25 protein-coding genes and 1 tRNA gene are annotated in these 24,227 nt (G+C 64.2%); 12 read left to right on the top strand and 14 right to left on the bottom strand.

Features of this window, described 5'->3' with window-relative positions; genetic code table 11:
• From VGH54_RS02940 to VGH54_RS02930, 3 genes are all read right to left on the bottom strand, one after another.
• The coding region (locus VGH54_RS02940; protein WP_331510436.1) for a DUF3817 domain-containing protein at positions 1-200 on the bottom strand (200 nt) is incomplete at its 3' end.
• Complete coding sequence (locus tag VGH54_RS02935; RefSeq protein ID WP_331510434.1) at positions 197-586, bottom strand: hypothetical protein; 390 nt, start codon at positions 584-586, stop codon at positions 197-199. The genes VGH54_RS02940 and VGH54_RS02935, both read right to left, overlap by 4 nt.
• 37 nt (positions 587-623) lie before the next feature.
• Entirely contained in the window at positions 624-1,241 is a 618-nt protein-coding gene (locus tag VGH54_RS02930; protein WP_331510433.1) for a hypothetical protein, read from the bottom strand.
• A gap of 218 nt (positions 1,242-1,459) precedes the next feature.
• Here VGH54_RS02930 and VGH54_RS02925 point away from each other — a divergent pair.
• Together VGH54_RS02925 and VGH54_RS02920 are read left to right on the top strand one after the other, a co-directional pair.
• Positions 1,460-1,543: transfer RNA gene (locus VGH54_RS02925), tRNA-Leu, on the top strand.
• 110 nt (positions 1,544-1,653) lie between these two features.
• Positions 1,654-2,412 (top strand): thioesterase family protein, encoded by a 759-nt coding sequence (locus VGH54_RS02920; protein WP_331510439.1) that lies wholly within the window; start codon positions 1,654-1,656, stop codon positions 2,410-2,412.
• An 83-nt stretch (positions 2,413-2,495) separates the two neighbouring features.
• Here VGH54_RS02920 and VGH54_RS02915 read toward each other — a convergent pair whose 3' ends face one another.
• Positions 2,496-3,071: an MPT63 family protein gene (locus tag VGH54_RS02915; RefSeq protein ID WP_331510438.1), complete on the bottom strand. Its 576-nt coding sequence runs from the start codon at positions 3,069-3,071 to the stop codon at positions 2,496-2,498.
• Positions 3,072-3,378: 307 nt separating this feature from the next.
• Between VGH54_RS02915 and VGH54_RS02910 the strand changes: the two genes are divergently transcribed.
• On the top strand, positions 3,379-3,519 hold the full coding sequence (locus VGH54_RS02910) for a hypothetical protein (RefSeq protein WP_331510432.1): 141 nt from the start codon (positions 3,379-3,381) through the stop codon (positions 3,517-3,519).
• A gap of 22 nt (positions 3,520-3,541) precedes the next feature.
• Here the strand turns inward: VGH54_RS02910 and VGH54_RS02905 are convergent, their stop codons facing one another.
• The 5 genes from VGH54_RS02905 to VGH54_RS02885 form a co-directional block, all read right to left on the bottom strand.
• Positions 3,542-3,961 (bottom strand): lipoprotein LpqH, encoded by a 420-nt coding sequence (locus tag VGH54_RS02905; protein WP_331510431.1) that lies wholly within the window; start codon positions 3,959-3,961, stop codon positions 3,542-3,544.
• An 86-nt stretch (positions 3,962-4,047) separates the two neighbouring features.
• Positions 4,048-4,890 carry an SDR family oxidoreductase gene (locus VGH54_RS02900; RefSeq protein ID WP_331510430.1) on the bottom strand — a complete coding sequence of 281 codons (843 nt, stop codon included), beginning with the start codon at positions 4,888-4,890 and terminating at the stop codon, positions 4,048-4,050.
• Between the two features lie 232 nt (positions 4,891-5,122).
• Positions 5,123-6,448 carry a TetR/AcrR family transcriptional regulator gene (locus VGH54_RS02895; RefSeq protein WP_331510429.1) on the bottom strand — a complete coding sequence of 442 codons (1,326 nt, stop codon included), beginning with the start codon at positions 6,446-6,448 and terminating at the stop codon, positions 5,123-5,125.
• A gap of 224 nt (positions 6,449-6,672) precedes the next feature.
• Positions 6,673-7,773, bottom strand: coding sequence for an acyl-CoA dehydrogenase family protein (locus VGH54_RS02890; protein ID WP_331510428.1), 1,101 nt, complete (start codon positions 7,771-7,773; stop codon positions 6,673-6,675).
• Positions 7,770-8,927, bottom strand: coding sequence for an acyl-CoA dehydrogenase family protein (locus tag VGH54_RS02885; RefSeq protein ID WP_331510427.1), 1,158 nt, complete (start codon positions 8,925-8,927; stop codon positions 7,770-7,772). Before VGH54_RS02885 ends, VGH54_RS02890 begins: the two co-directional genes overlap by 4 nt.
• A 197-nt stretch (positions 8,928-9,124) precedes the next feature.
• Between VGH54_RS02885 and VGH54_RS02880 the strand changes: the two genes are divergently transcribed.
• The 3 genes from VGH54_RS02880 (at position 9,125) to VGH54_RS02870 (ending at position 12,811) form a co-directional block, all read left to right on the top strand.
• Positions 9,125-10,609, top strand: coding sequence for an aldehyde dehydrogenase family protein (locus VGH54_RS02880; RefSeq protein ID WP_331510426.1), 1,485 nt, complete (start codon positions 9,125-9,127; stop codon positions 10,607-10,609).
• Positions 10,610-10,695: 86 nt separating this feature from the next.
• Positions 10,696-12,162 carry an adenylate/guanylate cyclase domain-containing protein gene (locus VGH54_RS02875; RefSeq protein WP_331510437.1) on the top strand — a complete coding sequence of 489 codons (1,467 nt, stop codon included), beginning with the start codon at positions 10,696-10,698 and terminating at the stop codon, positions 12,160-12,162.
• Between the two features lie 4 nt (positions 12,163-12,166).
• A complete protein-coding gene (locus VGH54_RS02870; protein ID WP_331510425.1) occupies positions 12,167-12,811 on the top strand; it encodes a maleylpyruvate isomerase family mycothiol-dependent enzyme in 645 nt (214 codons plus the stop codon).
• A 23-nt stretch (positions 12,812-12,834) separates the two neighbouring features.
• Here the strand turns inward: VGH54_RS02870 and VGH54_RS02865 are convergent, their stop codons facing one another.
• Entirely contained in the window at positions 12,835-13,947 is a 1,113-nt protein-coding gene (locus VGH54_RS02865) for an NDMA-dependent alcohol dehydrogenase (RefSeq protein ID WP_331510424.1), read from the bottom strand.
• A gap of 168 nt (positions 13,948-14,115) precedes the next feature.
• Between VGH54_RS02865 and VGH54_RS02860 the strand changes: the two genes are divergently transcribed.
• On the top strand, positions 14,116-15,180 hold the full coding sequence (locus VGH54_RS02860) for a phosphotransferase family protein (protein WP_331510423.1): 1,065 nt from the start codon (positions 14,116-14,118) through the stop codon (positions 15,178-15,180).
• A 6-nt stretch (positions 15,181-15,186) separates the two neighbouring features.
• Here VGH54_RS02860 and VGH54_RS02855 read toward each other — a convergent pair whose 3' ends face one another.
• Positions 15,187-16,008 (bottom strand): mycofactocin-coupled SDR family oxidoreductase, encoded by an 822-nt coding sequence (locus VGH54_RS02855; protein WP_331510422.1) that lies wholly within the window; start codon positions 16,006-16,008, stop codon positions 15,187-15,189.
• Between the two features lie 46 nt (positions 16,009-16,054).
• Positions 16,055-17,227, bottom strand: a complete 1,173-nt coding sequence (locus VGH54_RS02850; protein ID WP_331510421.1) for an acyl-CoA dehydrogenase family protein — start codon at positions 17,225-17,227, stop codon at positions 16,055-16,057.
• 147 nt (positions 17,228-17,374) lie between these two features.
• Here VGH54_RS02850 and fabG point away from each other — a divergent pair, with 147 nt between their 5' ends.
• The 5 genes from fabG to VGH54_RS02825 are packed head-to-tail and all read left to right on the top strand — an operon-like array spanning position 17,375 to position 22,412.
• Positions 17,375-18,115, top strand: coding sequence for a 3-oxoacyl-ACP reductase FabG (gene fabG, locus VGH54_RS02845; RefSeq protein WP_331510420.1), 741 nt, complete (start codon positions 17,375-17,377; stop codon positions 18,113-18,115).
• The gene (locus VGH54_RS02840) at positions 18,112-19,335 is read left to right on the top strand and encodes an acetyl-CoA C-acetyltransferase (RefSeq protein ID WP_331510419.1); all 1,224 of its coding nucleotides are present in this window, start codon (positions 18,112-18,114) and stop codon (positions 19,333-19,335) included. Before fabG ends, VGH54_RS02840 begins: the two co-directional genes overlap by 4 nt.
• The gene (locus VGH54_RS02835; RefSeq protein WP_331510418.1) at positions 19,332-20,525 is read left to right on the top strand and encodes a CoA transferase; all 1,194 of its coding nucleotides are present in this window, start codon (positions 19,332-19,334) and stop codon (positions 20,523-20,525) included. Before VGH54_RS02840 ends, VGH54_RS02835 begins: the two co-directional genes overlap by 4 nt.
• Before the next feature lie 16 nt (positions 20,526-20,541).
• Positions 20,542-21,735, top strand: coding sequence for an acyl-CoA dehydrogenase family protein (locus tag VGH54_RS02830; protein WP_331510417.1), 1,194 nt, complete (start codon positions 20,542-20,544; stop codon positions 21,733-21,735).
• Between the two features lie 2 nt (positions 21,736-21,737).
• Complete coding sequence (locus VGH54_RS02825; RefSeq protein ID WP_331510416.1) at positions 21,738-22,412, top strand: GntR family transcriptional regulator; 675 nt, start codon at positions 21,738-21,740, stop codon at positions 22,410-22,412.
• On the opposite strand, the gene VGH54_RS02820 is transcribed toward VGH54_RS02825, so the two are convergent.
• Together VGH54_RS02820 and VGH54_RS02815 are read right to left on the bottom strand one after the other, a co-directional pair.
• Complete coding sequence (locus VGH54_RS02820) at positions 22,409-23,980, bottom strand: class I adenylate-forming enzyme family protein (protein WP_331510415.1); 1,572 nt, start codon at positions 23,978-23,980, stop codon at positions 22,409-22,411. The two genes, VGH54_RS02825 and VGH54_RS02820, sit on opposite strands and share 4 nt — an antisense overlap.
• Positions 23,973-24,227 (bottom strand): AMP-binding enzyme (locus VGH54_RS02815; protein WP_414688627.1); only part of this gene is annotated, 255 nt, incomplete at its 5' end. The genes VGH54_RS02820 and VGH54_RS02815, both read right to left, overlap by 8 nt.

Below are 24,227 nucleotides of genomic sequence, written 5' to 3'. Positions count from 1 at the left end.
GCAAGGTTGAAAGCCGCCAGTACATAAGCGAAATAGACCCAGCCGTGCACGATGCCGATCCAGGTGGGTGGATTCGACACCTTGACGATGTAGTGGACCACCAGCTCGTAGCACAGGGCGATAAGCCACAGACCCGTCGTCCACGCCATCACGCGGTAGGCGAGCAGGGGAGTGCGGATGTTCTCGCCGGTTGTGGTCATGCGGTTGTCCTGTTCTGCTTTGGATGGTTGTCGTTGTCTGCCTTGGCAAGTTCGGCCAGATAGGCGTTGTACTCGCGAAGCGCCGGGTCGTCGGAGTTCTGTTCCGCGGCCTTGGGACGTTCAGGCAACAGTCCGTCCGGTATCTCGTTGACAGCGTCGGTGTTTCGATGGTCCGGCGGCGCTTGCTCGTAACGGACGAATTTGCGATAGGCATAGACGCAGAATCCGGCGAACGCTGGCCACTGCAAGGCGTAGCCGAGATTCTGGAAAGTGCCCGACGTCGATTGAAATCTCGTCCACTGCCACCAGCCCAGGGCCAGACAGCCGCCCGCCGCGAAGACCACCAGCACGATCAGTGCGAGTCTCCGACGACGTGTAGTGGACATCCCTAGAAAGTACCCCGAGGTGTTCTGGGCAGGCCCGTCACGCTTTCGGTCCGACGAATTCGTCGAGGCGCGCTACCGCGGCCTTGCGGTAGACGGCAACGTGATATTCGCTCGGTCGCGTCCATGGAATAGCCAGGTCATCAAGTGTGGCGCAGAACAGCCCGCGAATGTCTTCGGATCGGTTCGAGAAGTGGTATCGAACGCTTTTGACGCCGCGATCGTTCGCAACCACGCGGCAGCCATCGCTGTCGATGAGGCCCCGCACAAATTCTTCGGGGGCTTCTTTGACAAGCGCTTGCTGCCAAAACTCGAGTCGAATCGGTCTCAAGTGCTTCTTGCCCGGTCCGTGCTGAGGAAATAGACACGGCCAATGTTTCGAGTACAGATAAACCTCCGTGCAATTGTCGGAACGTCGCCAAGCCCCTGCACGCTGGCCCGGCATAAGGACTTCGATCGCATCGCGAGTGCGTTCGATGATGTCGGGGTAGCGAGAATCGAGCGTGATCCGCAGTCGCCACACGCGCCCGCCGCGTGAGATGCAGCCATCGCCCAAGTAGATCCCAAGTAGATAGCCGTATGCCGCAGGTGGCAGCGCAAGGATGTCGTGATCGATTCCGCATATTGATCCCGCAGCCGAGAGCCTCGCTCGGATCATTGGCCGGCAGCGTAGGTCTCGCACTGTTCTCCGCGGTATCCCCGTCTCACGGGCGATCGCGCAATCGTTCATTCCGCTTGCGGCAAGACCTATCACGGTTTCGTAGTCCTCCGACGATCGCACCTGCTCGTCCCTTCTCTTTCTTCCTACGAAGTCAGATTAGGAGCCGCGACCGACGCAAATTGTCGGTGACCGAAGGCGGTACGATCGCTGGGCGCGCGGGCGTGGTGGAATTGGCTTACACGCCGGCTTTAGGTGCCGGTGCTCGAGAGAGCATGAGGGTTCGAGTCCCTCCGCCCGCACAGATGTGAACTTCCGCCGAGCGCGGACGCCGGTGCATCCACCCGCTCCCTAGCATGAGCGGGTGGATGCATTCTTCACCGCCGACGGCAACTCTTACCTTCCCGGAAGCATGACCGGTGGACCGTGGGGCCAGACGATGGGCGGTCAGATCGTCGGCGGGCTACTGGGCTGGGCATTGGACCGTCATGGCGACGACGACCTTCAACCGGCTCGACTCACGGTTGATCTCCTGCGCCCGGTGCCCATTGCACCCGTGTCGATCGAGACGTCGATTCAACGCGAGGGCCGGCGTATCAAACTCGCCGACGCCGCGCTGCTGCAGAACGGCCAGGTTGTCGCGCGAGCCAGCGCGCTCTTCTTGCGGCGCAGTGCCGAACCCGAGGGTCAGGTGTGGTCCGCGCCCGTGGCGATGCCTCCGATGCCGGCTAACTCTAAGATTCCCGAAGCGGAGATGCCATTCGGCATCTGGACCGCCAGCGCTAACTCCCATCCCGGCACTGCAGGCATGCCTCCGCTTGAGTGGGAGCAACCGGGTGTGCAGAAGTTCGCGTGGACGCGCATGTTTCGTCCGATGGTGGCAGGACACCCACTCACGCCGTTCACCCGGGCGGCCGTTGCCGGCGACGTCATCAGCTCGTTGACGCATTGGGGCACAGCGGGCTTGCGGCACATCAATGCCGATTACACCGTGGCGATGAGCCGATTGCCCGAAGGCGAGTACATCGGGCTGGCTGCGCAGAGTTACTACGGAAACGACGGTGTGGGGGCCGGGACGGCCACCCTGTTCGATAGCGCGGGCCCTATCGGAACGGGGACCGTATTAGCCCTAGCCCAACCTCTCGGCGCATTTCGGCCAAGTCAGTGGTAAAGCCATGCCGCACTGCAGGTTTAGCGCATCAATAAAATGTCTCCCCTCGCCGATCGTGGCGAGGGGAGACACTTCACAGCGGGCTAGGTCGTTGCCGGCGCGGGAAGCGCGCCCGGCGCGGGGCCGGTGTTGCCCGGCTCACCAGGCGCCGACGTTCCCGGCATGTTCGGGGAGGTTCCCGACATGTTCGGCGACGTCCCCGGCACGTTCGACGTCCACATCAGGATGTCCTGCAGTCCGTCGTTGTAGACAACTCCGTTCGGCGGTGCTCCCGTGGCATCGAAGTACAGCGTCCCCTTCGACTCACTGCCCTGGGGGATGGGCGCCGGGTTGAGGCCGTTTGGTACCTCGACCTTGTCGATCAATTTGTAGGTTTGACCGTTGGGGCCGCGAGCGCTGAAGTCTCGCACCTGCGGTGTGACGATCCCACCGTCCGACCGGACGGTGACGTCTGCTTGGTACAGCGTTCCCTTCGGAGTGAAGCCGGGAATCGCAATGTTGCTTGGCTGCAGGTTGCTCACCGTGTAGTTGGTCACCATCGGCCCGTCGATCAGAGGCTCGCTGGTACCGAATCCCTGAATGTTGGGCGCGGCCGAAGCGGATCCTGCGGTGGCGAGGCTCACCGCGGCAATACCCGCGGCACCAATCGCCGTCTTCATTGTCGTCGTTGTGAACTTCACAATGGTCTCCTTCTTAGTTCCCTGTTTTCCGAGCGCGAACTCGCGATCGAGGTGAGAACACGCTGGGTTGGAATAGCCGACCGACAGCCACCTCAAACCTGGCCGCATCGCGTATTTGCCACATTCGACCCGACTACCTGCGCAGATAGCGAATCAACTTCGCCGATTCGCACGCAATTTCAGCAACTTCTGCAACAGGAGCACCATGTGCAATTGGTATCGCTTGGGTCGAATCTCCGAATACCGATGGCGCAATAATTCACCCCGACCTGTCACCATTGAGATTGTGAACGCCGCAGTTATCGTCCTACTGATCTTGCTGGCCACCGGCGTCGTCGTCAGCCCACTTGTCCGGCTGAGAGCATGGCTGAAGAGGACGCCTCCTGCGCAAGAGTTTCAACCGCCGCCCGACGAGGATGCCGACTAGACGCCCGCTGAACGGTCGTCGCTCAGCAACCCACTTCGATGGTGAACGGGGCCGTCACGGAGATGCGCGGATCGTTGAGCTGAGATCCTTCGGCCGTCCCCGTGATGGTGTACGTGTTGTTGGCAAACCGGATCTTCGCCTCACCGGCTCCGGAGTCGGAGACGCCGGAGAAGCCCGCGAAGTTGTCGAAGTGGACCGATTCAACCTTGGGGGTTTCCGGGTCCAGCTTGAGCAGCACGCGAACATTCGCAGGCGCGGCGCTGATGTTCGCCGTCAGCAACCAGTCGACCTGGCTACACGTGACGGCGTGCGAGGTGCGGGTGTTGTTGTCGACCGTGATGCGAGCGGTCTTCTGCGTGACCCTGTTGTCGGTAAAGCACCCCGCGCACGATGCCGCCACCAATGAAGCGCTTACCGCCGCGGTGATAAGTCGTCGTCCCATCGGGCACCTCCAAACGCACGCAGGTTTGTCCCGCACGCTGTTTCTATCAGCCTGCGCGCGTCCTCGGGAGTAAACGTCCGCGACGGCTATCCAAGCGAGACGCGGCCCATGAGCAAGTCGATGATCGGCTTGCCCGCCGCGAACGTCCCGGTATTCGACGAGCTGACGTGTCCGTAGTCGACGAGCAGGGTCACGCCGTTGACACCCGCGGCGGCGTCGCTGTTGAGGAACGCCATCACGTTGCCCATCTGCTCGGGCGTGTGCGTCGCGCTGCCGGTGGCCTCGCGGTAGTCCTGCGCGAACGACAGCCACAGGTCGGCGTTGGCTCGTGCGAGCGGAGTGTCGGTCGGCCCCGGGCAGATCGCGTTGATTCGAATGCCCTTGGCCAGGAACGGGAATGCATGCGTCGCGACATATGCGTTGATCGCCTGCTTGCTGGTGCCGTAGTGGCCAAAGTTGTCCGCCTCGTGGGCTTTGCTCCAGGCGTCTGCCGATTCGAAGTCGGGCGTGGCCAAGAACTCCTGAAGCCTCGGCAAGTCGGTTTCCCAGCCGATGCCGGCCACTGAGGAGATGAAGCAGATGGCCCCGCCGCGGCCCAGCTGGCCGTTGCTGATCAGCTTGTCGATCACGTGCCGGTGCCCGATGAAGTTGATCTTCATCAAGTCCGGACCATCGGCGATGCCGGCGGCAGAGAACAGTGCGTCGACGGGCCCGCCGACCTCATCGAGGGCCTTGTCGATCGACGCCGGGTCCCTAAGGTCGACCTGGATTCCGCGGCCCAGGCCGGCTTCGACTGGCGCGTAGTCCAGGTTGATGACCTCGGCTCCCAGGTCACCGACGATCTTGGCCGCAGCGGCGCCCATACCGGTGGCACCTCCGACTACCAACGCCCGCTTGCCGTCGTAGCGGAACTGCTCGATACCAGTCATTTCATTCCTCTCTTGGGGCGCCAACAGTAAGGCCCGCGAGTACTTTACGTGGAACAGATATTTGGTACAAGAACGGGGTTGCCAGGTCGGGTGCGAGACCGCGATCCGCACGCGAACACGTGATATGTCAGTGCCGCGAACGCGAAGTCCACGACACCGAATCCGTCAGCGCGCACCCCGCCAGTATGCGGGGACCGGTGCGCCTACCGGGGTGTATTCGAAATCTTGGTTGTCAGATTGATGCGGATGTGTCACGCTCGGCGGCGCCGCGCACCAGCGTGTCGCGGGCATTGAGCAGCGCAGCGTCCTTGCCCTGAGCACGCACGATGTTTTCCGGCACCCACAACGCGTCCATGACGTAGCGCGCCAGCATCGACAGCGACGGCGGATCCTCGATGCGGATGTCGCCCGACTCGATCCCTTCCGACAACAGCGTTCTGAGTTGTCGTAAGCGCATGGTGAACGCCAGCCCGGGGTTGGGCGTATCGGGCGGCGATTGGCGCATCCACGCGAGCTGGATCTTCCACTCGTCGGGGAACTGATCCAACGCATTGATGTTGACCCAGCTGAGCGCGTCCAGTTTTTCCACCGGCGTGGCATCGGTACGCAGAACGCTGGCGAAGCCGCCGCCGGCTTTGTTGCCGAACGACTCCATGATCGAGGCGAGGAGTTCGTCTTTCGACCCGATTAGCCGATAAACCGTCCCGGTGCCCAGGCCTGCCGCCGCGGCGATGTCACGGATCGTGGTGACCTCGTAGCCTTTTCTGCCGAACTCAGCTCGTGCCACCGCACGCACGTGTGCCGCTTTGTCGTTGCCGTCCGACTCGCCCTCGTCGGTCCAGGTGTTGATGGCCGCCTCGGCCGCGGCAAAAGCGCTGGAGCTGTTCAGTTCCCGATCGCTGGGCGACCGACTGGCCAGGCCGTGCAACATGATCCGGCACATGACGACGGCGGTCTGATCGGCCGCGCCGGTGTGCCTGATGATGTCGAGTCCGACGTGCATCATGGTCTGGCAGATCCGGTCGGCCAGCGTGGGCAGGTCGATGTCGGATCGAATGAAACCGCTCCACCTGCCCGCGCGGAGCGTTTGCAGCATCGCCTGCTGCACGGCGGTCGGCGGGTTTTGGAGGAGTTCGACGAGTTCCGGATTTGCGCTCGGGGCCTCAAAAAACGACATCTGCAGGGCGGCGCGGTGCTGTACCGCGCAACGCGCGATCGCGGAGCCCAATTCGACGATCTTGTCGGCGACGGAGCGCGGGTCGGCTTGGTCTAATTTCTCGTGCGCGATTTCGCCGATGCGATCGAGGTCGGTGTAATACCGCCGGACCAGCTCGACAAGGATCGCTTCCTTCGATTCGAAGTGGTGGTAAAGGCTTCCGGGCAATATGCCCGCGGCATCGGCGATCTCTTGTAGGGACGTTCGCAGGCCCGAGGAAGCGATCAACGATGCAGCGGTGTGCAAGATTTCGGTGCGACGGGTGCCGTCGTCATAAGAGCCGCCCCGCTCATTCGCCAAGTTGGGGACGCGTTTTGCGGCACCCCGTCCCCGCGGCGTCATGCGTGAACGTCCGGTTTGCTCGGACCGGACCAACGACTCGGCATCGGGCAAGTCTAGGCGCGCAGAGCTCGAAGTGGCTCCAGCCTCGGATGGTTGCTGAAGCCCCACGACACCTCCACAGGCCGGTCCCGCGCGATCCTTGACCCAATATTTGGTTTAACGCTACCAGGTCGCTGAGCGTCAATTGCGCAGGTTGAACGGTATTAACGCGGCGTCATTGGATTTCAGTGAAGTACGGACTCGGCAAACTGCGCACCGATCTGCACGAGGCACTGGTCGGGTCCGTCGAGAAATGCGCTCCAGCTGAGCAAGCGCTTGAGGTACAGGTGAGCGTCGTGCTCCCAGGTGTAGCCGATACCACCGAAGACCTGGATAGCCGTATCGCCGACCGCGGCCAGCCGGCCGGCGAACGCCTTGGTGCGCAACGCGGCCGAATGTCGTTCCGCGCGACTACCGGCGTCGGCGGCCCACAAGGCGTGGATCACGCCGCTGCGGGCGAGCTCGACCGTCTCGTACATGTCGACGCACAGATGCTGAACCGCCTGGAAGGCGCCGATCGGCTGGCCGAATTGGCGCCGCACCTTGGCGTATTCGACGACCAGGTCCAGGATGGCCTGTGCCGCGCCGAGCGCGTCAGCGGCCCAAGCGATCGTCACGTCATCGACCAGGGCCTCGACGGAGTCGGGAGGTGCAGCACTCAAACGTTGCGCGGGCGTCTCGTTGAGCCGTAGACGAAATCGCTTGCGGGTCTGGTCGATTCCGGTTTGCGGGGTGATGTCGATGCCGGGCGCCGACGTCTGGACCGCGAAAAGACCTGTGCCGTCCCGATCGTCGGTGAACACGAGGAGCAGGTCGGCGGCGGCGACATCCCACACGCCGTCGATCTCGCCGCGCAGCACGACACCGTCGGCGCTTGCGACCGCGCTCGGGCGCTCACCGTCCAGCGGGCCCACCGCAAGGGTCGTGGAACCGTTCGCGATCCCGGTGAACAGTGGGGCCGCCACACTGGCGTCCACCTCGAACCGCGTCAACGCGCGGGTCGCGGCGACGGCGGTGGACAGCCACGGCCCGGGATGCAGCGCGGCGCCGAGTTCTTCGAGCACGATGCCGGCCTCGACCATCGTCATGCCGGCGCCGTCGTATTCCGACGGCACGAGCAGGCCGGTGGTGCCCAAGTCGGCGAGCCCCCGCCAGACCGCCTCGGTGGTACCGGTCGCGTCGTCGAGCATCGGGCGGACATGCTCAGCGATGGAGGCCCTTTCGGCGAGAAAGCTTCGCACGGTGTCGCGCAGTGCGACCTGCTCGTCGGTCAGTTCCAAATTCATGAGCGGGGCAGTCCCAGAATGCGCTGGGCGGTGATGTTCTTGTTGATCTGCGTCGTCCCGCCGGCGATGGTCAGCGAGCGCGACGTCAAGCGGTAGTCGGCCCAGCGGCGACCGTCGGGGTGCGTTCCGAGCAGGTCGAAGGCCAGCGCGCCGATACTCTGCCCGACCTCACCCCAGATCGTCTTGGCGAGGCTTGCCGACCCGAACGCGTCGCCGCCGTGCAGGATCGCGGAGATCGATCGCTGGCACAGCACCTCGAGATATTTGATGCGCAAAGCGATTTCACCCAGACGTCGCAGCGTCGTCGGGTCCTCGAGCACGGGCCGGTTGCCGATCTGTACGTCCGCAAGATCGGTGACCAATTCCGCGAGGCGCACCTGCATATCGGTGTAGAGCCGTGCGGCCCCGGCCCGTTCGTGACTCAGCGTCGTGGTGGCGATCTGCCAGCCGCCGTTCTCCGGACCGAGCAGGGCATCGGCAGGTACCCGCACGTCGTTGAAGAACACCTCCGCGAAATCCGCGTCGCCGCTCAGCGTGACAAGCGGACGAACTTCGATGCCCGGCAACGACATGTCGAGAATCAGACATGAGATGCCCTTGTGCTTTGGCGCGTCCGGGTCGGTGCGCACATACAGCTGGCACCACTTGGCCCGGTGCCCCAGCGAGGTCCAGATCTTCTGGCCGTTGACCACGAAGTGGTCGCCGTCGCGCACCGCGCGGGTGCGCAGCGAGGCGAGATCGGAGCCGGCTTCGGGTTCCGACATTCCCTGACACCAGATGTCGTCGGCGCGCATCATCCGGGGGAGCAGAGTGCGCTTCTGCGTCTCGGTCCCGTGCTGCATGATCGCTGGAGCGATGTTGTTCATCCCGATCACATTGAGGTGGACCGGCACCCGTGCGCGGGTGGTCTCCTCGGCGCAGACCAGTTGCTCGAGGACGCCTGCCCCGCGGCCGCCGTACTCCTGCGGCCAGGAGACCGCGGCCCAGCCGGCGTCGGCCATCGTCGCGTTCCATGCCCGAAGGGTCTGAAATGCCGCTTCGTCCCTACCTCGCCCGCGGTTCGCGGCGATGACGTCGTCGGTCAGGTTCGCGGCCAGCCACGCGCGCAACTCTTTGCGGACCTGTTCCACCTCTGGCGGGTATGAGAAATCCACGTTTCCTGTTGGCTTCGGGGCGATTGACTACGGGCAATGGCGAACTCTACGGTGGAACAGATATTTGGTCAACAACATCGAGGATGGGTCAACCTCCGTCGGAGGGTTGCCAACCGGCTATCTTCCGGTAAGGCTTCCCATAGTATCGTGCGTCCTGGCGCTCTGCTCAGCGTCCCAACTACGAAAGCGCAACAAACATGACTGACACTGTAAAGGTCCGCTTCGAGCCGAAGATGATGATCGACGGCAAGTTGGTCGACGGCCAGGCCGGCACCTTCACCAACATCAACCCGGCCACCGAGGAGTCGCTCGGGGAAGTCGCCGACGCGTCGAAAGAGGACATGCACCGGGCCATCGACGCCGCCCGGCGCGCCTTCGACGAGACCGACTGGTCCACCAACAAAGAGCTGCGCAAGCGGTGCCTGTTGCAGCTGCATGACGCAATCGAATCGGAGAAAGAGGAGCTGCGCGAGGAGCTCATCCTTGAAGTTGGCTCCCCCCGGGCCATCACATTCGGCCCACAGCTGGATGCCCCGCTGGCCGACGGACTGAAGTACCCGGCCAGGCTGATCGACGAGTACGCATGGGAGACCGATCTCGGCGACCGGGTGATCAGCCTCACCGGCGCGAACACCTCCATCAAGGTCTGGCGAGAGCCGGTGGGCGTGGTCGGTGCGATCGTGCCGTGGAACTTCCCGTTCGAGGTGACGATCAACAAGCTGGGGCAGGCGCTGGGCACCGGCAACACCGTCGTGCTCAAGCCGGCGCCGAACACTCCGTTCAACGCGACTCGGCTTGGTCGGCTCATCGCCGAAAAGACCGATATCCCCGCCGGTGTGGTCAACGTCGTCACCGCGTCGGATCACATTGTGGGCGAGGAGCTGACGCTGTCGCCGAAGGTCGACCTGATCTCGTTCACCGGGTCGACGGTGGTCGGCAAGCGGATCATGGAAAAAGGCGCGGCCACCATGAAGCGGCTGTTCCTCGAACTCGGCGGCAAGTCGGCCACCATTGTCCTGGAGGACGCCGACTTCGGGTTGGCCTGCGCGATCGGCATAGCCCCGTGCATGCACGCGGGGCAGGGTTGCGCCAACCCGACCCGGATGCTGCTGCCGCGGTCTCGCTACGAGGAGGGTGTGGCGATCCTGAAGGGCATCTACGAGAACGTCACCTGCGGAGACCCGCAGGATCCCGGCACCTTGTGTGGGCCGGTGATTTCGCAGCGCCAGTTCGACCGGGTAACGGGCTACATCAAGAAGGGCGTCGAGGAAGGTGCCACCGCGCTGGTCGGCGGGCCCGGTGCGGAAACCGGTTTCGACAGGGGATATTTCGTCCGGCCAACGCTTTTCACCGATGTCGACAACAAGATGACCATCGCCCAGGAAGAGATCTTCGGTCCGGTGCTGTCGGTCATCCCGTTCGACGACGAAGAAGATGCGATCCGGATCGCCAACGACAGCGTGTACGGTCTGGCCGGCAACGTGATGTCGGGCTCGCTGGAGCATTCGCTGGCCGTGGCTCGTCGGATCAAAGCCGGCTTCATCGGCGTCAACGGCGGCGCGCCCTACGGCGCCGATACGCCGTTCGGTGGATACAAGGACAGCGGAATCGGCCGCCAGAACGGTGTGGCCGGATTCGACCAGTACACCGAGGTCAAATCCGTGGGGTACCCCGCGGGCTGACGCACCTGCGGCAGTCCAGCCTGTCAGCGGGCTAGGTTTGTCCCGTGACCGACGCCGGACAAGCACAGCGGGAGATCGGCCGCAAGATGTCGTTCCGCTATGCGGCCGGTCTCGCCTGCGGTCACCTGCTCGGCACCGCCGATGCCGCCGCGATCGTCATCCCGCTGCACAGTCAGTTCGCCGGTGACGCCAGGGCGTATTTCGCACTGACCAGCCTGATCACCGCGACGGTCATCGTCGTGCTCGGGACCGTCGCCGTCGCCGTCGCCGGTATCGCGAATCTCGTTCCGGTGCTGCGGTGGTTCGTTACTCAACAACAACCAAATTCCGAGCAGCGGCAATCGGTCATGCGCATCATCACCCGGCAGTCGATGATTCTGGCGGTGGTGTGGGCGGTCAGCGGCATCACCTACCTGGTGCTGAATCTCGACGGCCTTGCGGCCCTTTGGATCCCGACTCTGTTGGCGGTCGTGTTCGGCGGGACCGCAGCCGCGAGCCTCAGTCTTCTGCTCACGCAGCGATCCCTTCGGCCGATCATGTTGGCGGCCACGCAGGGGACCGAGGGCCTGGTGGTCGCGCCCAGCGTGCTCACCCGACTGGTGGGCACGTGGCTGTTGGGGAGCGGTCTGCCCTCTTTTGCGATCGCCGGTCTGGTGTTGGCGCGCTCGAACGGCTGGATCATTCAGAAGACCGGGTCGGTCGAGATGCCCATCCTGGTCGTGACGCTGGTCGCGATTCTGATCGGGCTTCCGGTGATGATCATGACCTCCCGTTCGATATCGGATCCGGTGCGCGAGGTCGTCGACGCGATGGCGAAGGTCGAGCGAGGCAAGATCGACACCTTCGTCGGCGTCTACGAGAAGTCTGAAATCGGCCGCCTACAGCACGGATTCAACCGCATGGTCGCCGGAATCGGCGAACGCGACCGGTTACGCGACCTGTTCGGCCGCCATGTCGGAGCCGACGTAGCCCGCCGCGCGATCGAAGAGGGCACCCTGCTGTCCGGCGATGTCCGAGAAGCGGCGATCCTCTTCATCGACCTGGTCGGCTCGACGACCTTGACGGCGAGTAGGCCGCCGCAAGAGGTGGCTCAGGTGCTCAACGACTTCTTCCGCATCGTCGTGAGCGCTGTGGACGACCACCACGGGCTGATTAACAAATTCCAGGGGGACGCCGCACTCGCGGTCTTCGGGGCCCCGCTTGCCCTGGACGGGGCGGCATCAGCGGCGTTGGCGACCGCCCGCACGCTACGCGATCAACTGCGTCGGCTACCGATGGTCGATTTCGGGATCGGCGTATCGGCGGGGCCGGTGTTCGCCGGAAACATCGGCGCCGAAAAGCGTTACGAATACACCGTTGTCGGCGATGCGGTCAACGAAGCGGCGCGGCTGGCCGACTTCGCCAAAACGCTGGACCAACGGATCGGGTGTTCGGCTGCCGCAATCGAGCGCGCCGACACAACCGAGCGTCGAAACTGGGTCTCCGACGCAGAAATGGTGCTGCGCGGCCGTTCGGAATCCACCCAAATCTGGACCCCGACGAGCAAGGCATAGTGCCGTGGTCAGTGCCGACAATCAGTTCGTCTTCGCCGCGGTCGCGGACCAGCGACGTCAGTTCGCGAGTCTGATCGACGACCTCGACGATGCGCAGCTTGCGACGCCGAGCCTGTGCCTGGGCTGGGATATCAAGACGGTGGCCGCGCACGTCGTCAGCACCGTGCTTGACGGGATGCCGGGGTTTCTTCAGATGGCGATCCGGTGCGGAAGCCTGAGTCGCGGGATCGACAGACTGGCGCGACGCCGCGCACAGGCGCCGATGGCCGAGATCCTCGCCGCTCTCCGTGAACACGCGGATCGCCCGATCTCGTCACCGGTGTTCGGCCCACGTGGTCCGCTGGCCGACATCTTGGTGCACAGCGGCGATGTCCGGATTGCGCTCGGCCTGCCGTTTGAGCCCGATGTCCAGCACATAGTGTCGGCGATGGACTTTCTCACCGGCCGCTGGCCGATCGGTTTTGTGCCGATGAGCCGGCTGCGGGGAATTCGATTGTCCGCCAACGATGTAAGCCGATCCTGGCGCGACGGCGCCGAGGTCACTGGACCGGTGGCAGCTTTGATGATGAGCGTCTGCGGGCGCACCGCGTCGCTGGACGCACTTGCCGGGCCAGGATCGACGGTTTTGCGTCGTCGGCTTCCTACCTGACGTGCCGTGCCGCGCTATGCGACTCAATGGTCGTGGATGATGACGCCGCGAATGTTGCGGCCCGCCAGCATATCGTCGTAGGCCTCGTTGATGTCGTTGAGTTTGTACTCGGCGGTCACCGTTTCGTCGAGCAAAAGCTTGCCCTCGCGGTAGAGGCTCAGCAGTCGATGAATGTCGGCGCGCGGGTTGGCCTCGCCGTAAAGACTGCCCAGCAGGCGTTTTTGAAACAGTGTGAACATCGCCATCGGGAGGGTCGGCGTCACGTCGGTGATCGGTGCCAGCGCCGTCAGCACCACCGCCCCGCCCTTGCGGACGATCTCCAGCGCCTCACCGATCATGTGGCCCTCGGCAACCCCGACCGTCAGCAAGGCCGAGTCGGCCATCACACCATGCGTCAAGTCGCCGACCAAAGCGGTGGCCTCGGTCATTGACGTGGCGAAATGAGTTGCTCCGAACTGGAAAGCCTTGTCCCGCTTGCCTTCCACGATGTCGACCACCACAATCTTTTCCGCGCCAGACAATCGCGCGCCCTGAATCGCGCCGCTACCGATGCCGCCGCAGCCGATCACCACGACGGTGTCGCCCGGGCTTACTTTGGCGGTATTGACCGCCGATCCCCACCCAGTGGTGACCCCGCAGCCAAGCAGGCAGGCACGCGAGAGCGGAAGGTCATTGTCGATCTTGACGATCGAGCTGTCCGGCACGGTGCCGTACTGGGCGAACGTGCCCAAGAAGCATGCCGCACCGACGTCGCGGTCCCGGACCCGACGCCGATACGTCCCATCGAGTTGGGCGCCGCTCAGGAGCAACGCGCCCTGGTCGCACAGATTCTGATGGCCGCTTGCACACCAACGGCAGCGCCCGCACGCCGGAAGGAAAGACGCCACTACATGGTCGCCGACCCGCACGTCCCTGACGCCAGGGCCGACCTCCTGCACAACGCCAGCCCCTTCGTGGCCGCCGACTATGGGCAGCGGTACGGGAAGGTCGCCGGTGCGGACGTGATGATCTGAGTGGCAGAGCCCGGCGGCCTCGAAGGACACCAGAACCTCGCCGTCCTGCGGACCGTCAAGGTCCAGTTCTTCGACACTCCATTCCGCGTTGAACTCCCACAGAACCGCGGCATTCATCTTCATCGTGATCACCCCTGCAGCGAGACAAGTGGAGCGATCTTAGGACGGGCCATAGGCCGACGGGGGGTATTAGGGCATTTACGTGCGGTGAGACGATGGACGGCGGTAACTCATGCCGCATGCCTTACAGTTGTCCCGCCGGTCAAGCCAGCGAAAGGGGCGAAGATCCCGATGCCCATTCCCCGATACCCGGACGACATCACCGTCGAGTGGCTTTCCACCGTCCTGAGCAATCGCGGCACACCTGTGCGGTTGTCCGGCGTCGACGTGATCGCCATCGGTACCGGGCAGACCGGAGCGACGTATCGGGTGTCGGTGACCTACGTCGATGACGCGGGCAGTCTGCCCGACACCTTCGTGATCAAACTGCCCGCGCAGGACGACACCGTGCGTGACCGGGTGACCATCGGCTACCGCAGCGAGTGCGCGTTCTACACCGGGGTGGCCGATCGGGTTCGCGTGCCCATCCCGCAGTGTTTCTACTGCGAAATCAGTGAGGACGCACTGGATTACGCGCTGCTGCTGGCCGATCAGGCTCCGGCTGTGCAAGGCGACCAGATCGCGGGCTGCGGTGAGCGTGAAGCGCGACTGGTCGTGACGGCTTTAGCCGGACTGCACGGTCCCAGTTGGTGTGATCCCTTCTGGCTGGACTTCCCCGGGATCGCCTTCGCCCGACCGGACGAAGCGTCGGCCGGCGGTCTGGGTGAGGTGGCGCGCATGAGTGCCGAGATCACGTTGGACAAGCTCGGGGACCGAATGAGCGCGGCCGATCGCGAAACCTTCACCACTGCAATGGGTTTAGTGACGCCCTGGTTGCTCGCCGAGCGGGACCGGTTCGCATTGTTGCACGGCGATTACCGGCTCGACAATTTGTTGTTCTCTGCCGACGCCGCCGGCGTGACGGTGGTGGATTGGCAGACGCTCGGAGTAGGCCTGCCCGCGCGCGATCTCGCGTACTTCACCGCGACCAGCCTCAAGCCAGAGCTGCGTGCATCGATCGAACACGACCTTGTCGACGAATACCATCGAGCGCTCTGCGGCTACGGTGTGACCGGTTACGATCGCGAAACCTGTTGGCGCGACTACCGACTCGGCGCGCCGCAAGCTCTGTTGATCTCGGCGTTGGGATTCGCGTTCGCCACTGCCACCGACCGCGGTGATGACATGGTACTGACCATGCTGGCCCGAGGCTGCCAAGCCATCCGCGACCTCGGCACGCTCGACCTGATCGCGTGACCCGAATCAGTATTGCGTAGAACCTTGATCGATCGGGATCGCGGCCGCCGTGATGTTTCGCGATTCGTCGCCGGCCAGCCAACACACCGCATCGGCGATATCCTCGGGCTCGGCAACCCAATTCGGTAGAAACGGTGTGAGGGTGTTCGCCAAGTGCGGACTGGTCTCGGTAAAGTTTGCCAAGGCGCCGACCATGTCGCCGCCGCCCATTGCAGTGTTGACGGGACCGGGGTGCACACTGTTGACCCGGATCGAATGCATACCCAACTCGGCGGCGAATGCGCGTGCCATCCCGGTCACCGCGTGCTTGCTGGCGGTGTAGTGCACCATGAACGGCTGCATCTTCATGCCGGCCGCGGAGCTGATCAAAATGATGGACCCGCCGCGACCACCGTCGATGATCTTCTGTGCGCCCGCCATTACGGTGTTCCACGTTCCGGTCACATTGACGTCGATCACGTCGCGAAACGATTCGGAAGTGATTTCGTTCCACGCCTGCGGAGCCGTGATGCCGGCGTTGGCGACGATGATGTCCAGCCGCCCGAGCGCAGCCACGCCGTCGTCCACCGCCTGGCGCAGACCGTCGAAGTCGCGAATATCGGTGGCCGAAGCTATGACTTGGCGGCCAGCGGCCTCGACGAGCCGAACGGTTTCGGCCAGATCCTCCGGTGTCGCCGAGTCGTATCGGACACAGGACGGCAGCTTGCCGGCGATGTCGACCGCGATGATGTCGGCGCCTTCACGGGCCATCCGGACGGCGTGCGCGCGACCCTGACCTCGCGCCGCCCCGGTGATGAATGCGACCTTGTCCGTCAACCGGCCAGCCATGTTTGCTCCGTATCGTAAAGGCCACTGTAACCGGGACGATATTACGTCACTGCCTGCGTTGTGCCGCCTTGACCAGGTTCGAGCCGATGATCAGCCGCTGAATCTCGCTGGTCCCCTCGTACAGTCGCAGCAGGCGCACGTCGCGGTAGATACGTTCGACCGGCACCTCGCGCATGTATCCGCTACCACCGTGGATTTGCACGGCGAGATCGGCGACGTTGCCGGCCATTTCGGTACAGAACACCTTGGCCGCCGACGGGGCGACGCGCCGGTCCTGGTCGGTGAGCCACAGCCGGGCGGCGTCACGGACGAGCGCGCGACCGGCCATCACTCCGGTCTGCTGGTCGGCGAGCATCGCCTGCACCAGCTGGAAGTTCCCGATCGGTGTGCCGCCCTGGGTGGCCGTTGCCGCGTAGTTGACGGATTCGTCCAGCGCCCGCTGTGCGGCTCCCACGGCCAGCGCGGCGATGTGAATCCGCCCGCGCGCCAACGAGGTCATCGCGGCGCGGTAACCGATGTCCTCGCTGCCGCCGACCAGCGCCCCGGCCGGGATGCGGACATCGGTGAAGCGCACGTCCGCGGTCCAGGCGCCTTCCTGTCCCATCTTGGCGTCCTTGGTTCCGACCTCGACTCCGGAGGAGTCGGCGGGAACCAGGAACACGGCGATGCCCGGTCCGGCGTCATCGGCGGGCCGGGTTCGCGCGAAGACCACGAACAGGTCGGCAACCGGCGCGTTGGTGATGAATCGCTTCTCGCCGGTGATCACCCAATCGCCTTCTGCGCCATCGCGAATAGCCTTGGTGCGCAATCCTGCCGGATTCGACCCCGCCCCAGGTTCGGTCAGCGCGAACGAGGCGACCTTTCCCGACGCCAGCGCCTCCAGCCAGGTGGCCTTCTGTTCGTCGGTGCCGAACCCGACCAGGACCTGACCGGCGATGCCGTTGTTGGTGCCGAACATCGACCGCAGCGCCAGCGAGGTGTAGCCCAGCTCCATCGCCAGCTCGACGTCTTGGGTGATATCGAGCCCGAGTCCACCCCATTCCTGCGGGATGGCGTAGCCGAACAAGCCCATGTCCTTGGCCTGGTTCCGAAGATCGTCTGGCACCCGGTCGGTCGCCAGAATCTCCTGCTCCCGCGGGACGACGGCGGTGCGGACGAACTGCCTGGTCTGGGCCAGGATCTGCTGGAAGTCGTCGTCGTCGACGACCGAGTTAGGCATGAATCAGCGCTCCCTTCGAGCGGTGCGATCGCGGCCAGCCGCGCTGCTGCGGCGCCCCGCCGGGTGTCTGCAGTCAGCGATCATATATGAAATATGATGTGCGATGATGTCCCGCGTTGGGGGCCTGAATAGAAGGACGGTGATCGTGTGTCGTTGTTGACCGGTCAGACCGCAGTCATCACCGGCGGCGCCCAGGGGCTGGGTTTGGCCATCGCGCAGCGGTTCGTTGATGAGGGCGCCCGGGTAGTGCTCGGTGACGTGAATCTCGAGGCGACGCAGTCCGCGGCCGCGCAGCTGGGCGGCGACGAGGTCGCCATCGCCGTGCGCTGCGACGTGACATCCGGCGACGACGTCGATGCACTGATCGGCGCGGCCGTCGACCGGTTCGGCACGCTGGACATCATGATCAACAACGCCGGAATCACCCGCGACGCGACGATGCGCAAAATGACCGAGGAACAGTTCGATCAGGTGATCGCCGTGCATCTGAAGGGAACGTGGAACGGCTTGCGCAAAGCCGCGGCGATCATGCGGGAGAACAAGCGCGGGACGATCGTGAACATGTCATCGATTTCCGGGAAGGTTGGAATGGTCGGCCAGACCAACTATTCGGCGGCCAAGGCCGGCATCGTCGGTATGACCAAGGCGGCATCGAAGGAACTCGCTCACCTCGGTGTGCGGGTCAACGCAATCCAGCCCGGCCTGATCCGGTCGGCGATGACAGAGGCAATGCCGCAACGGATTTGGGACGCAAAAGTCGCGGAGGTACCGATGGGACGAGCCGGCGAGCCCGAAGAAGTAGCCAACGTCGCGTTGTTCCTGGCCTCCGATCTGTCGTCATACATGACCGGCACCGTCCTCGAGGTGACCGGCGGGAGGCATCTGTGAGCAGTCGCGAAGCCGTGATCTGCGAACCGGTTCGGACACCGATCGGCCGCTACGGCGGAATGTTCAAGTCGCAGAGCGCTGTTGAGCTCGGGGTTGCCGCTCTTACCGGGCTGCTCGAACGGACCGGCGTCCCACCCGACGCGGTACAGGATGTCATCCTGGGGCACTGCTATCCCAACAGCGAGGCGCCGGCGATCGGGCGCGTGATCGCACTTGATTCCGGTTTGCCGGTGACGGTACCGGGCATGCAGGTAGACCGTCGTTGTGGATCGGGCCTTCAGGCGGTCATCCAGGCAAGTCTCCAGATCACCTCGGGTGACCACGATCTGGTCGTCGCCGGCGGCGCGGAAAGCATGAGCAACGTCGCTTTCTACTCCACCGACATGCGCTGGGGTGGTGGCCGCGGCGGCGTACAGGTGCACGACGGATTGGCGCGCGGGCGCTCCACCGCCGGCGGTCGCCACTATCCGGTGCCCGGCGGAATGCTGGAGACCGCGGAGAATTTGCGCCGCCAGTACAACATCTCGCGGCAGGAGCAGGACGAACTAGCGGTGGCGTCGCACCAGCGGGCGGTGGCCGCGCAGAAGGACGGCGTCCTGGCCGAGGAGATCATCCCGGTCACCGTGCGTGGCCGACGCGGCGAGGAGCTGATCGACACCGACGAGCATCCGCGGGCCGACACCACGGTGGAATCGCTGAGCAAGCTCAAACCCGTTCTGCTCAAGGATGATCCAGAAGCGACGGTGACGGCGGGAAACGCCAGCGGTCAAAACGACGCGGCTTCCATGTGTGTGGTGACCACCCCGGACCGGGCCGCCGAACTCGGCCTCACCCCGTTGGTCCGGCTGGTGTCCTGGGGCGTCGCGGCCGTGCCACCCAACGTGATGGGAATCGGCCCGGTACCTGCCACCGAGCTCGCCCTGGCCAAGGCGGACCTGCAATTGAGCGACATCGACCTCATCGAACTCAACGAGGCGTTCGCCGCGCAGGCACTTGCCGTGATGCGGGAGTGGGGCTTTGGCGCCGCCGACCGGGAGCGGACCAACGTGCACGGCTCGGGTATCTCACTGGGCCATCCGGTGGGCGCGACCGGCGGCCGCATGCTGGCCACGCTGGCCCGCGAACTCAATCGGCGCGGCGCGCGCTACGGACTGGAAACCATGTGCATCGGCGGCGGGCAGGGCCTCGCCGCGGTTTTCGAGCGAGTCGGGCCGCAGTGACGACGCCGTTGGCCGATCTCACCGTCATCGAGGTCTCCAGCTTCGTCGCCGCGCCGTTGTGCGGAATGACGTTGAGCCAATTGGGGTCCAAGGTGATTCGGGTCGACCCCGTCGGCGGTGCGTCCGATACTCACCGGTGGCCAGTTACCGCGAACGGCACGTCCATCTACTGGACCGGGCTGAACAAAGGAAAGCGTTCCGTCACGGTCGATTTGCGATCAACTGAAGGGCAAGACCTGGTCCAGCGACTGATCGTCGAAGGCGACGGCGTGCTGGTCACCAACGCCGCCGGGCTGTCCTGGTTGTCGTACGACACGCTCGCCGCGAAACGTCCCGACCTGATCCATCTCCAGATCCTCGGCCGTCATGACGGCTCCACCGGTGTCGACTACACCGTTAATGCGGCAACCGGATTCCCATTGGTCACCGGCCCGGTGAACCACGCCGGTCCGATCAATCATGTGCTGCCGGCCTGGGATGTCTGCTGCGGTCTGTATGCCGCGCTCGCGGTCGTGGCCGCGGTACGTCGCCGGGACCGGTCCGGAGCGGGCGCCCAGATCAGCCTCGCGTTGGAAGACGTCGCGTTAGCCACCGCGGGCAATCTCGGACTGCTGACCGAGCCTCAGGTGAACGGCACTGAACGTGAGCGCCTGGGCAACGCGATCTATGGGCAGTACGGCCAAGACTTCACCAGTAACGATGGCGTCGCTTTCATGATCGTGACGTTGACCAAACGTCATTTTCAGGATCTTGTCGAGGTATCCGGCACGGGTGCAGCCATTTCGGCGCTGGCCGACGCGCTCCGCGCGGATTTCACCGACGAGGGTGTTCGATACCGATACCGCGAGGTGCTCAGCGGACTGTTCGCCGCGTGGTTCGCCGATCACACGGCCGACCAGGTCACGCAGGCGTTGTCGGCCACCAGTGTGTTGTTCGAGCGCTATCAGAGCTTCGCGCAGGTTGCCAACGACGAACGGGTGACGGCAAATCCGTTGTTCTCCCGACTGCACCAGGAGGGCCTGGGGGACTACCTCGCGCCCGGGATGCCCACCGTGTTCGACGGCGGACATTTCGCAGGCGAGCCCGCACCCAGACTGGGTCAAGACACCGCCGACGTACTCACCGCGAGCCTGGGGCTGACTGCCACCGACATCACGCGTCTGACCGATGCGAAGACGATCGCCTGCTAGCGAGGGGAAAGACGCCATGACGAAACTTGCCGAGACCATTGGCCTGACCGACGTTCAGCACGAGATCATCTCCACGGTACGACAATTCGTCGAGAAGGAAGTCATCCCTAACGCGCCCGAGCTGGAGCGCACCGACACCTATCCGCAAGCGATCGTTGACCAGATGCGGGAGATGGGTCTGTTCGGATTGATGATCCCGCAGGAGTATGGCGGATTGGGGGAGTCGCTGCTGACCTACGCGCTGTGCGTCGAAGAATTAGCCCGCGGGTGGATGAGCGTTTCGGGGGTGCTCAACACTCACTTCATCGTCGCCTACATGTTGCGCCAGCACGGCACCGACGAGCAGAAGCAGCGCTTCTTACCGCGCATGGCGGTCGGCGAGATACGCGGATCGTTCTCGATGTCGGAGCCCGAGTTGGGGTCTGACGTCGCCGCGATCCGCACCCGCGCGACGCGGGGCAGCGATGGCGACTACACGATCAACGGCCAGAAGATGTGGCTGACCAACGGCGCCAGCTCCAGTTTGGTGGCCGTACTGGTTCGCACCGATGAGGGCGCAGAAGCGCCGCACCGCAATCTGACCGCTTTCCTGATCGAGAAGCCGACCGGATTCGGTGAGGTGTTACCCGGGTTGCTGATTCCGGGCAAGATCGACAAGCTGGGCTACAAGGGGATTGACACCACAGAGCTCATCTTCGACGGACACGCCGCAAGCGCCGACGACGTCTTGGGCGGCGTGCCGGGGCAGGGTTTCTACCAGATGATGGACGGTATCGAGGTTGGACGCGTCAACGTATCGGCCCGTGCGGTCGGGGTGGCCATCCGCGCGTTCGAGCTGGCCGCACGCTACGCCCAGCAGCGTCAAACCTTCGGCAAGCCGATCGCCGAGCACCAGGCCATTGCCTTCCAAATCGCGGAAATGGCAACCAAAGTCGAGGCCGCTCACCTGATGATGGTCAACGCGGCCCGGCTGAAGGATTCCGGTGAGCGCAACGACGTCGCGGCGGGAATGGCGAAGTATCTTGCCAGCGAATTCTGTGCGGAGGTCACCCAGCAGAGCTTCCGCATCCACGGTGGATACGGCTACTCCAAAGAGTATGAGATCGAGCGGCTGATGCGCGACGCCCCGTTCCTGCTCATCGGCGAGGGGACCAGCGAGATCCAGAAGTCCATCATCAGCAAGCGACTGCTCGCCGAGTATCGGATTTGACCGTGAGCGTCCCGGATTTCGTCGCGCGGCCGCAGCTCTCCGAAGACGTTGCGCGCTATGTCCGTAAGCGGATCTTCGATGGCACCTATTCGGCAGGCGAGTACGTCCGCTTGGATCAGCTGGCGGCGGAACTCGGGATCAGCGTCACCCCGGTGCGGGAGGCGCTCTTCGAATTGCGCGCCGAGGGGCTGCTGGCCCAGCAGCCGCGTCGTGGGTTCGTGGTGCTGCCAGTCACCCAACGCGACCTTGCCGACGTCGCCAATGTGCAGGCCCATGTCGGTGGTGAGCTCGCCGCACGAGCCGCGGTCAACATCGACGACGACCAACTGCGCGAACTCAAACGAATCCAGGCTGAGCTCGAGGAAGCATACGCGGGCAACGATATCGAGCGAACTGTGCGGCTCAACCATGAATTCCATCGGGCCATCAATGTGGCTGCCGAGTCGCCAAAACTTGCGCAGATCATGTCGCGGATCACCCGTTATGCGCCGGAATCCGTTTTTCCCACCATCGCGGGCTGGCCCGGTCAGTCGATCAAAGACCACCGCCGGGTGGTGGCAGCGCTGGCCAAGCATGACAGCGAACTGGCCCGCAAAGCCATGTCAGACCACCTTGCCGCCGGTGCGGCCCCGCTGATCGACCACCTCGCCGAACACGGGGTCGTCGATTCGACTTAGCCGGGTCGCACGCTATGTGCGCCGGCAAGCAACTCGCGCAGCCGACGGACATCGACCTTGCCGGTCGGACCACGCGGAATCGTGTCATCGGAGTCGACGAGCAGCCAGACTGTCGGCACTTTGAACGAGCTGAGCACACTGCGAGCCGATGCGCGGAGCGCTTCGGCGGTCGTCGCGGCGGTGTCGCACACCACCGCAGCGCACACGCGATCTCCCCGTGCACCAGCCAGATTGGTGACGAACGCGTTGTCCACCCCGTCGATGTCACGCAACGCCTGCTCGACTTCGGTCGGATAGACGGTCGCGCCGCTGACCTTGAACATGTCATCGGACCGACCGTGGTAAAAGAGGAAGCCGTCGTCATCGAGCCGGCCGAGATCACCGGTGGGGTAAAACCCGTCGGCGGTGAACAGGTCCTCTCGGCTGCGCCGGCATATTCCGCGCAAGGTGTGTGGTCCCCGAATCTGAATCATCCCAACGGTTCCCGCCGCGACGGTTTGGCCGCCGTCGGGGTCGGTGATCCGGACCTCCATGCCGGCGAACGGATTGCCGCAGCTGCCCCACGCCGAGCGTGGCATGTCGGTGTCGGCGCGGTATCCGCAGTAGGGCCCGAATGCTTCGGTCATGCCGAACAACGTTGCCCGAGCGCCGGGTTCGGCACGTTGCTCGGCCGGTAAGAGGGCTTCCAAGCTGCCGGAGCGTAACGCGGATAAATCTGTCTGTGCACGATACGGGTGGCGAGCCAGTGTCTCGGCCTGATCGGGCCACCCGCGAAACAGTGTCACCCGTTCGCGTTCCAGCAGGCGCAGCGTCGTTTCTGGTTGTGGGATCTCCTCGGTGATCAGAGTCGCGCCGGCGACCAGAGCGGAAAGTACACCGCTGCCGAAGCCTCCCACCCAGAAGAACGGCATCGGAAGGTACAGCCTGGTCTCGGAATCGATGCAACGGCTTGCCAATCCGGACCTAACGGCACCCAGTGCGCTGCCGTGCGAGTGAACCACGCCCTTGGGTGCACCGCTGCTACCGGAGGTGAACATGATGACCATCGGGTCACTCGGTGTCACCGTCGCTGCCAGCGCGTCGACGACGGAGTGGTTCGATTCAGCGGCGGACACGTCCGGCAACCGATCCGCCGCCCAAACCTGCCGCAGCGCAGGAAGTTCAGGGCGCTGCAGCGTTTCGGACAGATCGGGCACGCCAAGAGTCGACCGAAGGTCGTCGAGGTAGTGGTGACCGCGGAATTCCTCGACGCTGATCAGGACCTGCACCGACGCGGTACGCAGCTGTGCGACCAGTTCCCGCGCGGCCAACAGCGCGCTCAATGGAACCAGCACGGCGCCGATTCGCGTGAGGGCAATCGCGATCTGCACCCAACGGACGCGGTTGGGCATGATGAGCCCGACCCGGCTGCCCTTGACGACACCAGCGCCGATGAACGCCGCGGCCAAGTCGTGTGTGGTGATGTCGAGTTCGCGGTAGCTGAGCCGACGGTCGAGGTCGATCACCATCGGCTTGACCTCGTCATGCAGCGAGTGAAACCGGACCAGCTCATCGACGGTGTCAGCCATCGAACAGCCTTTTCAATTGCTGCACATCAGCTTTCCCGCTGGCCAACAGAGGAACATCAGCGGCGGGGATCGCCGCGAATCGGCGGGGAATCTTGTACGCCGACAGTTCTGCCGCGAGTTGGCGACGAAGGCCGGTTTCGTCGAATGCGGCGCCGTTGTCCAGGGTGATGACGGCAGCGACCACTTGACCGCGGGCAGGATCCGGGATTCCGAAGACATGGGCCACGGCGCCGCCGGTGACCTTGGC

This window comes from Mycobacterium sp., from assembly GCF_036488105.1.
GTDB lineage: Bacteria > Actinomycetota > Actinomycetes > Mycobacteriales > Mycobacteriaceae > Mycobacterium.
This window is presented reverse-complemented; position numbering and strand designations above follow the sequence as displayed.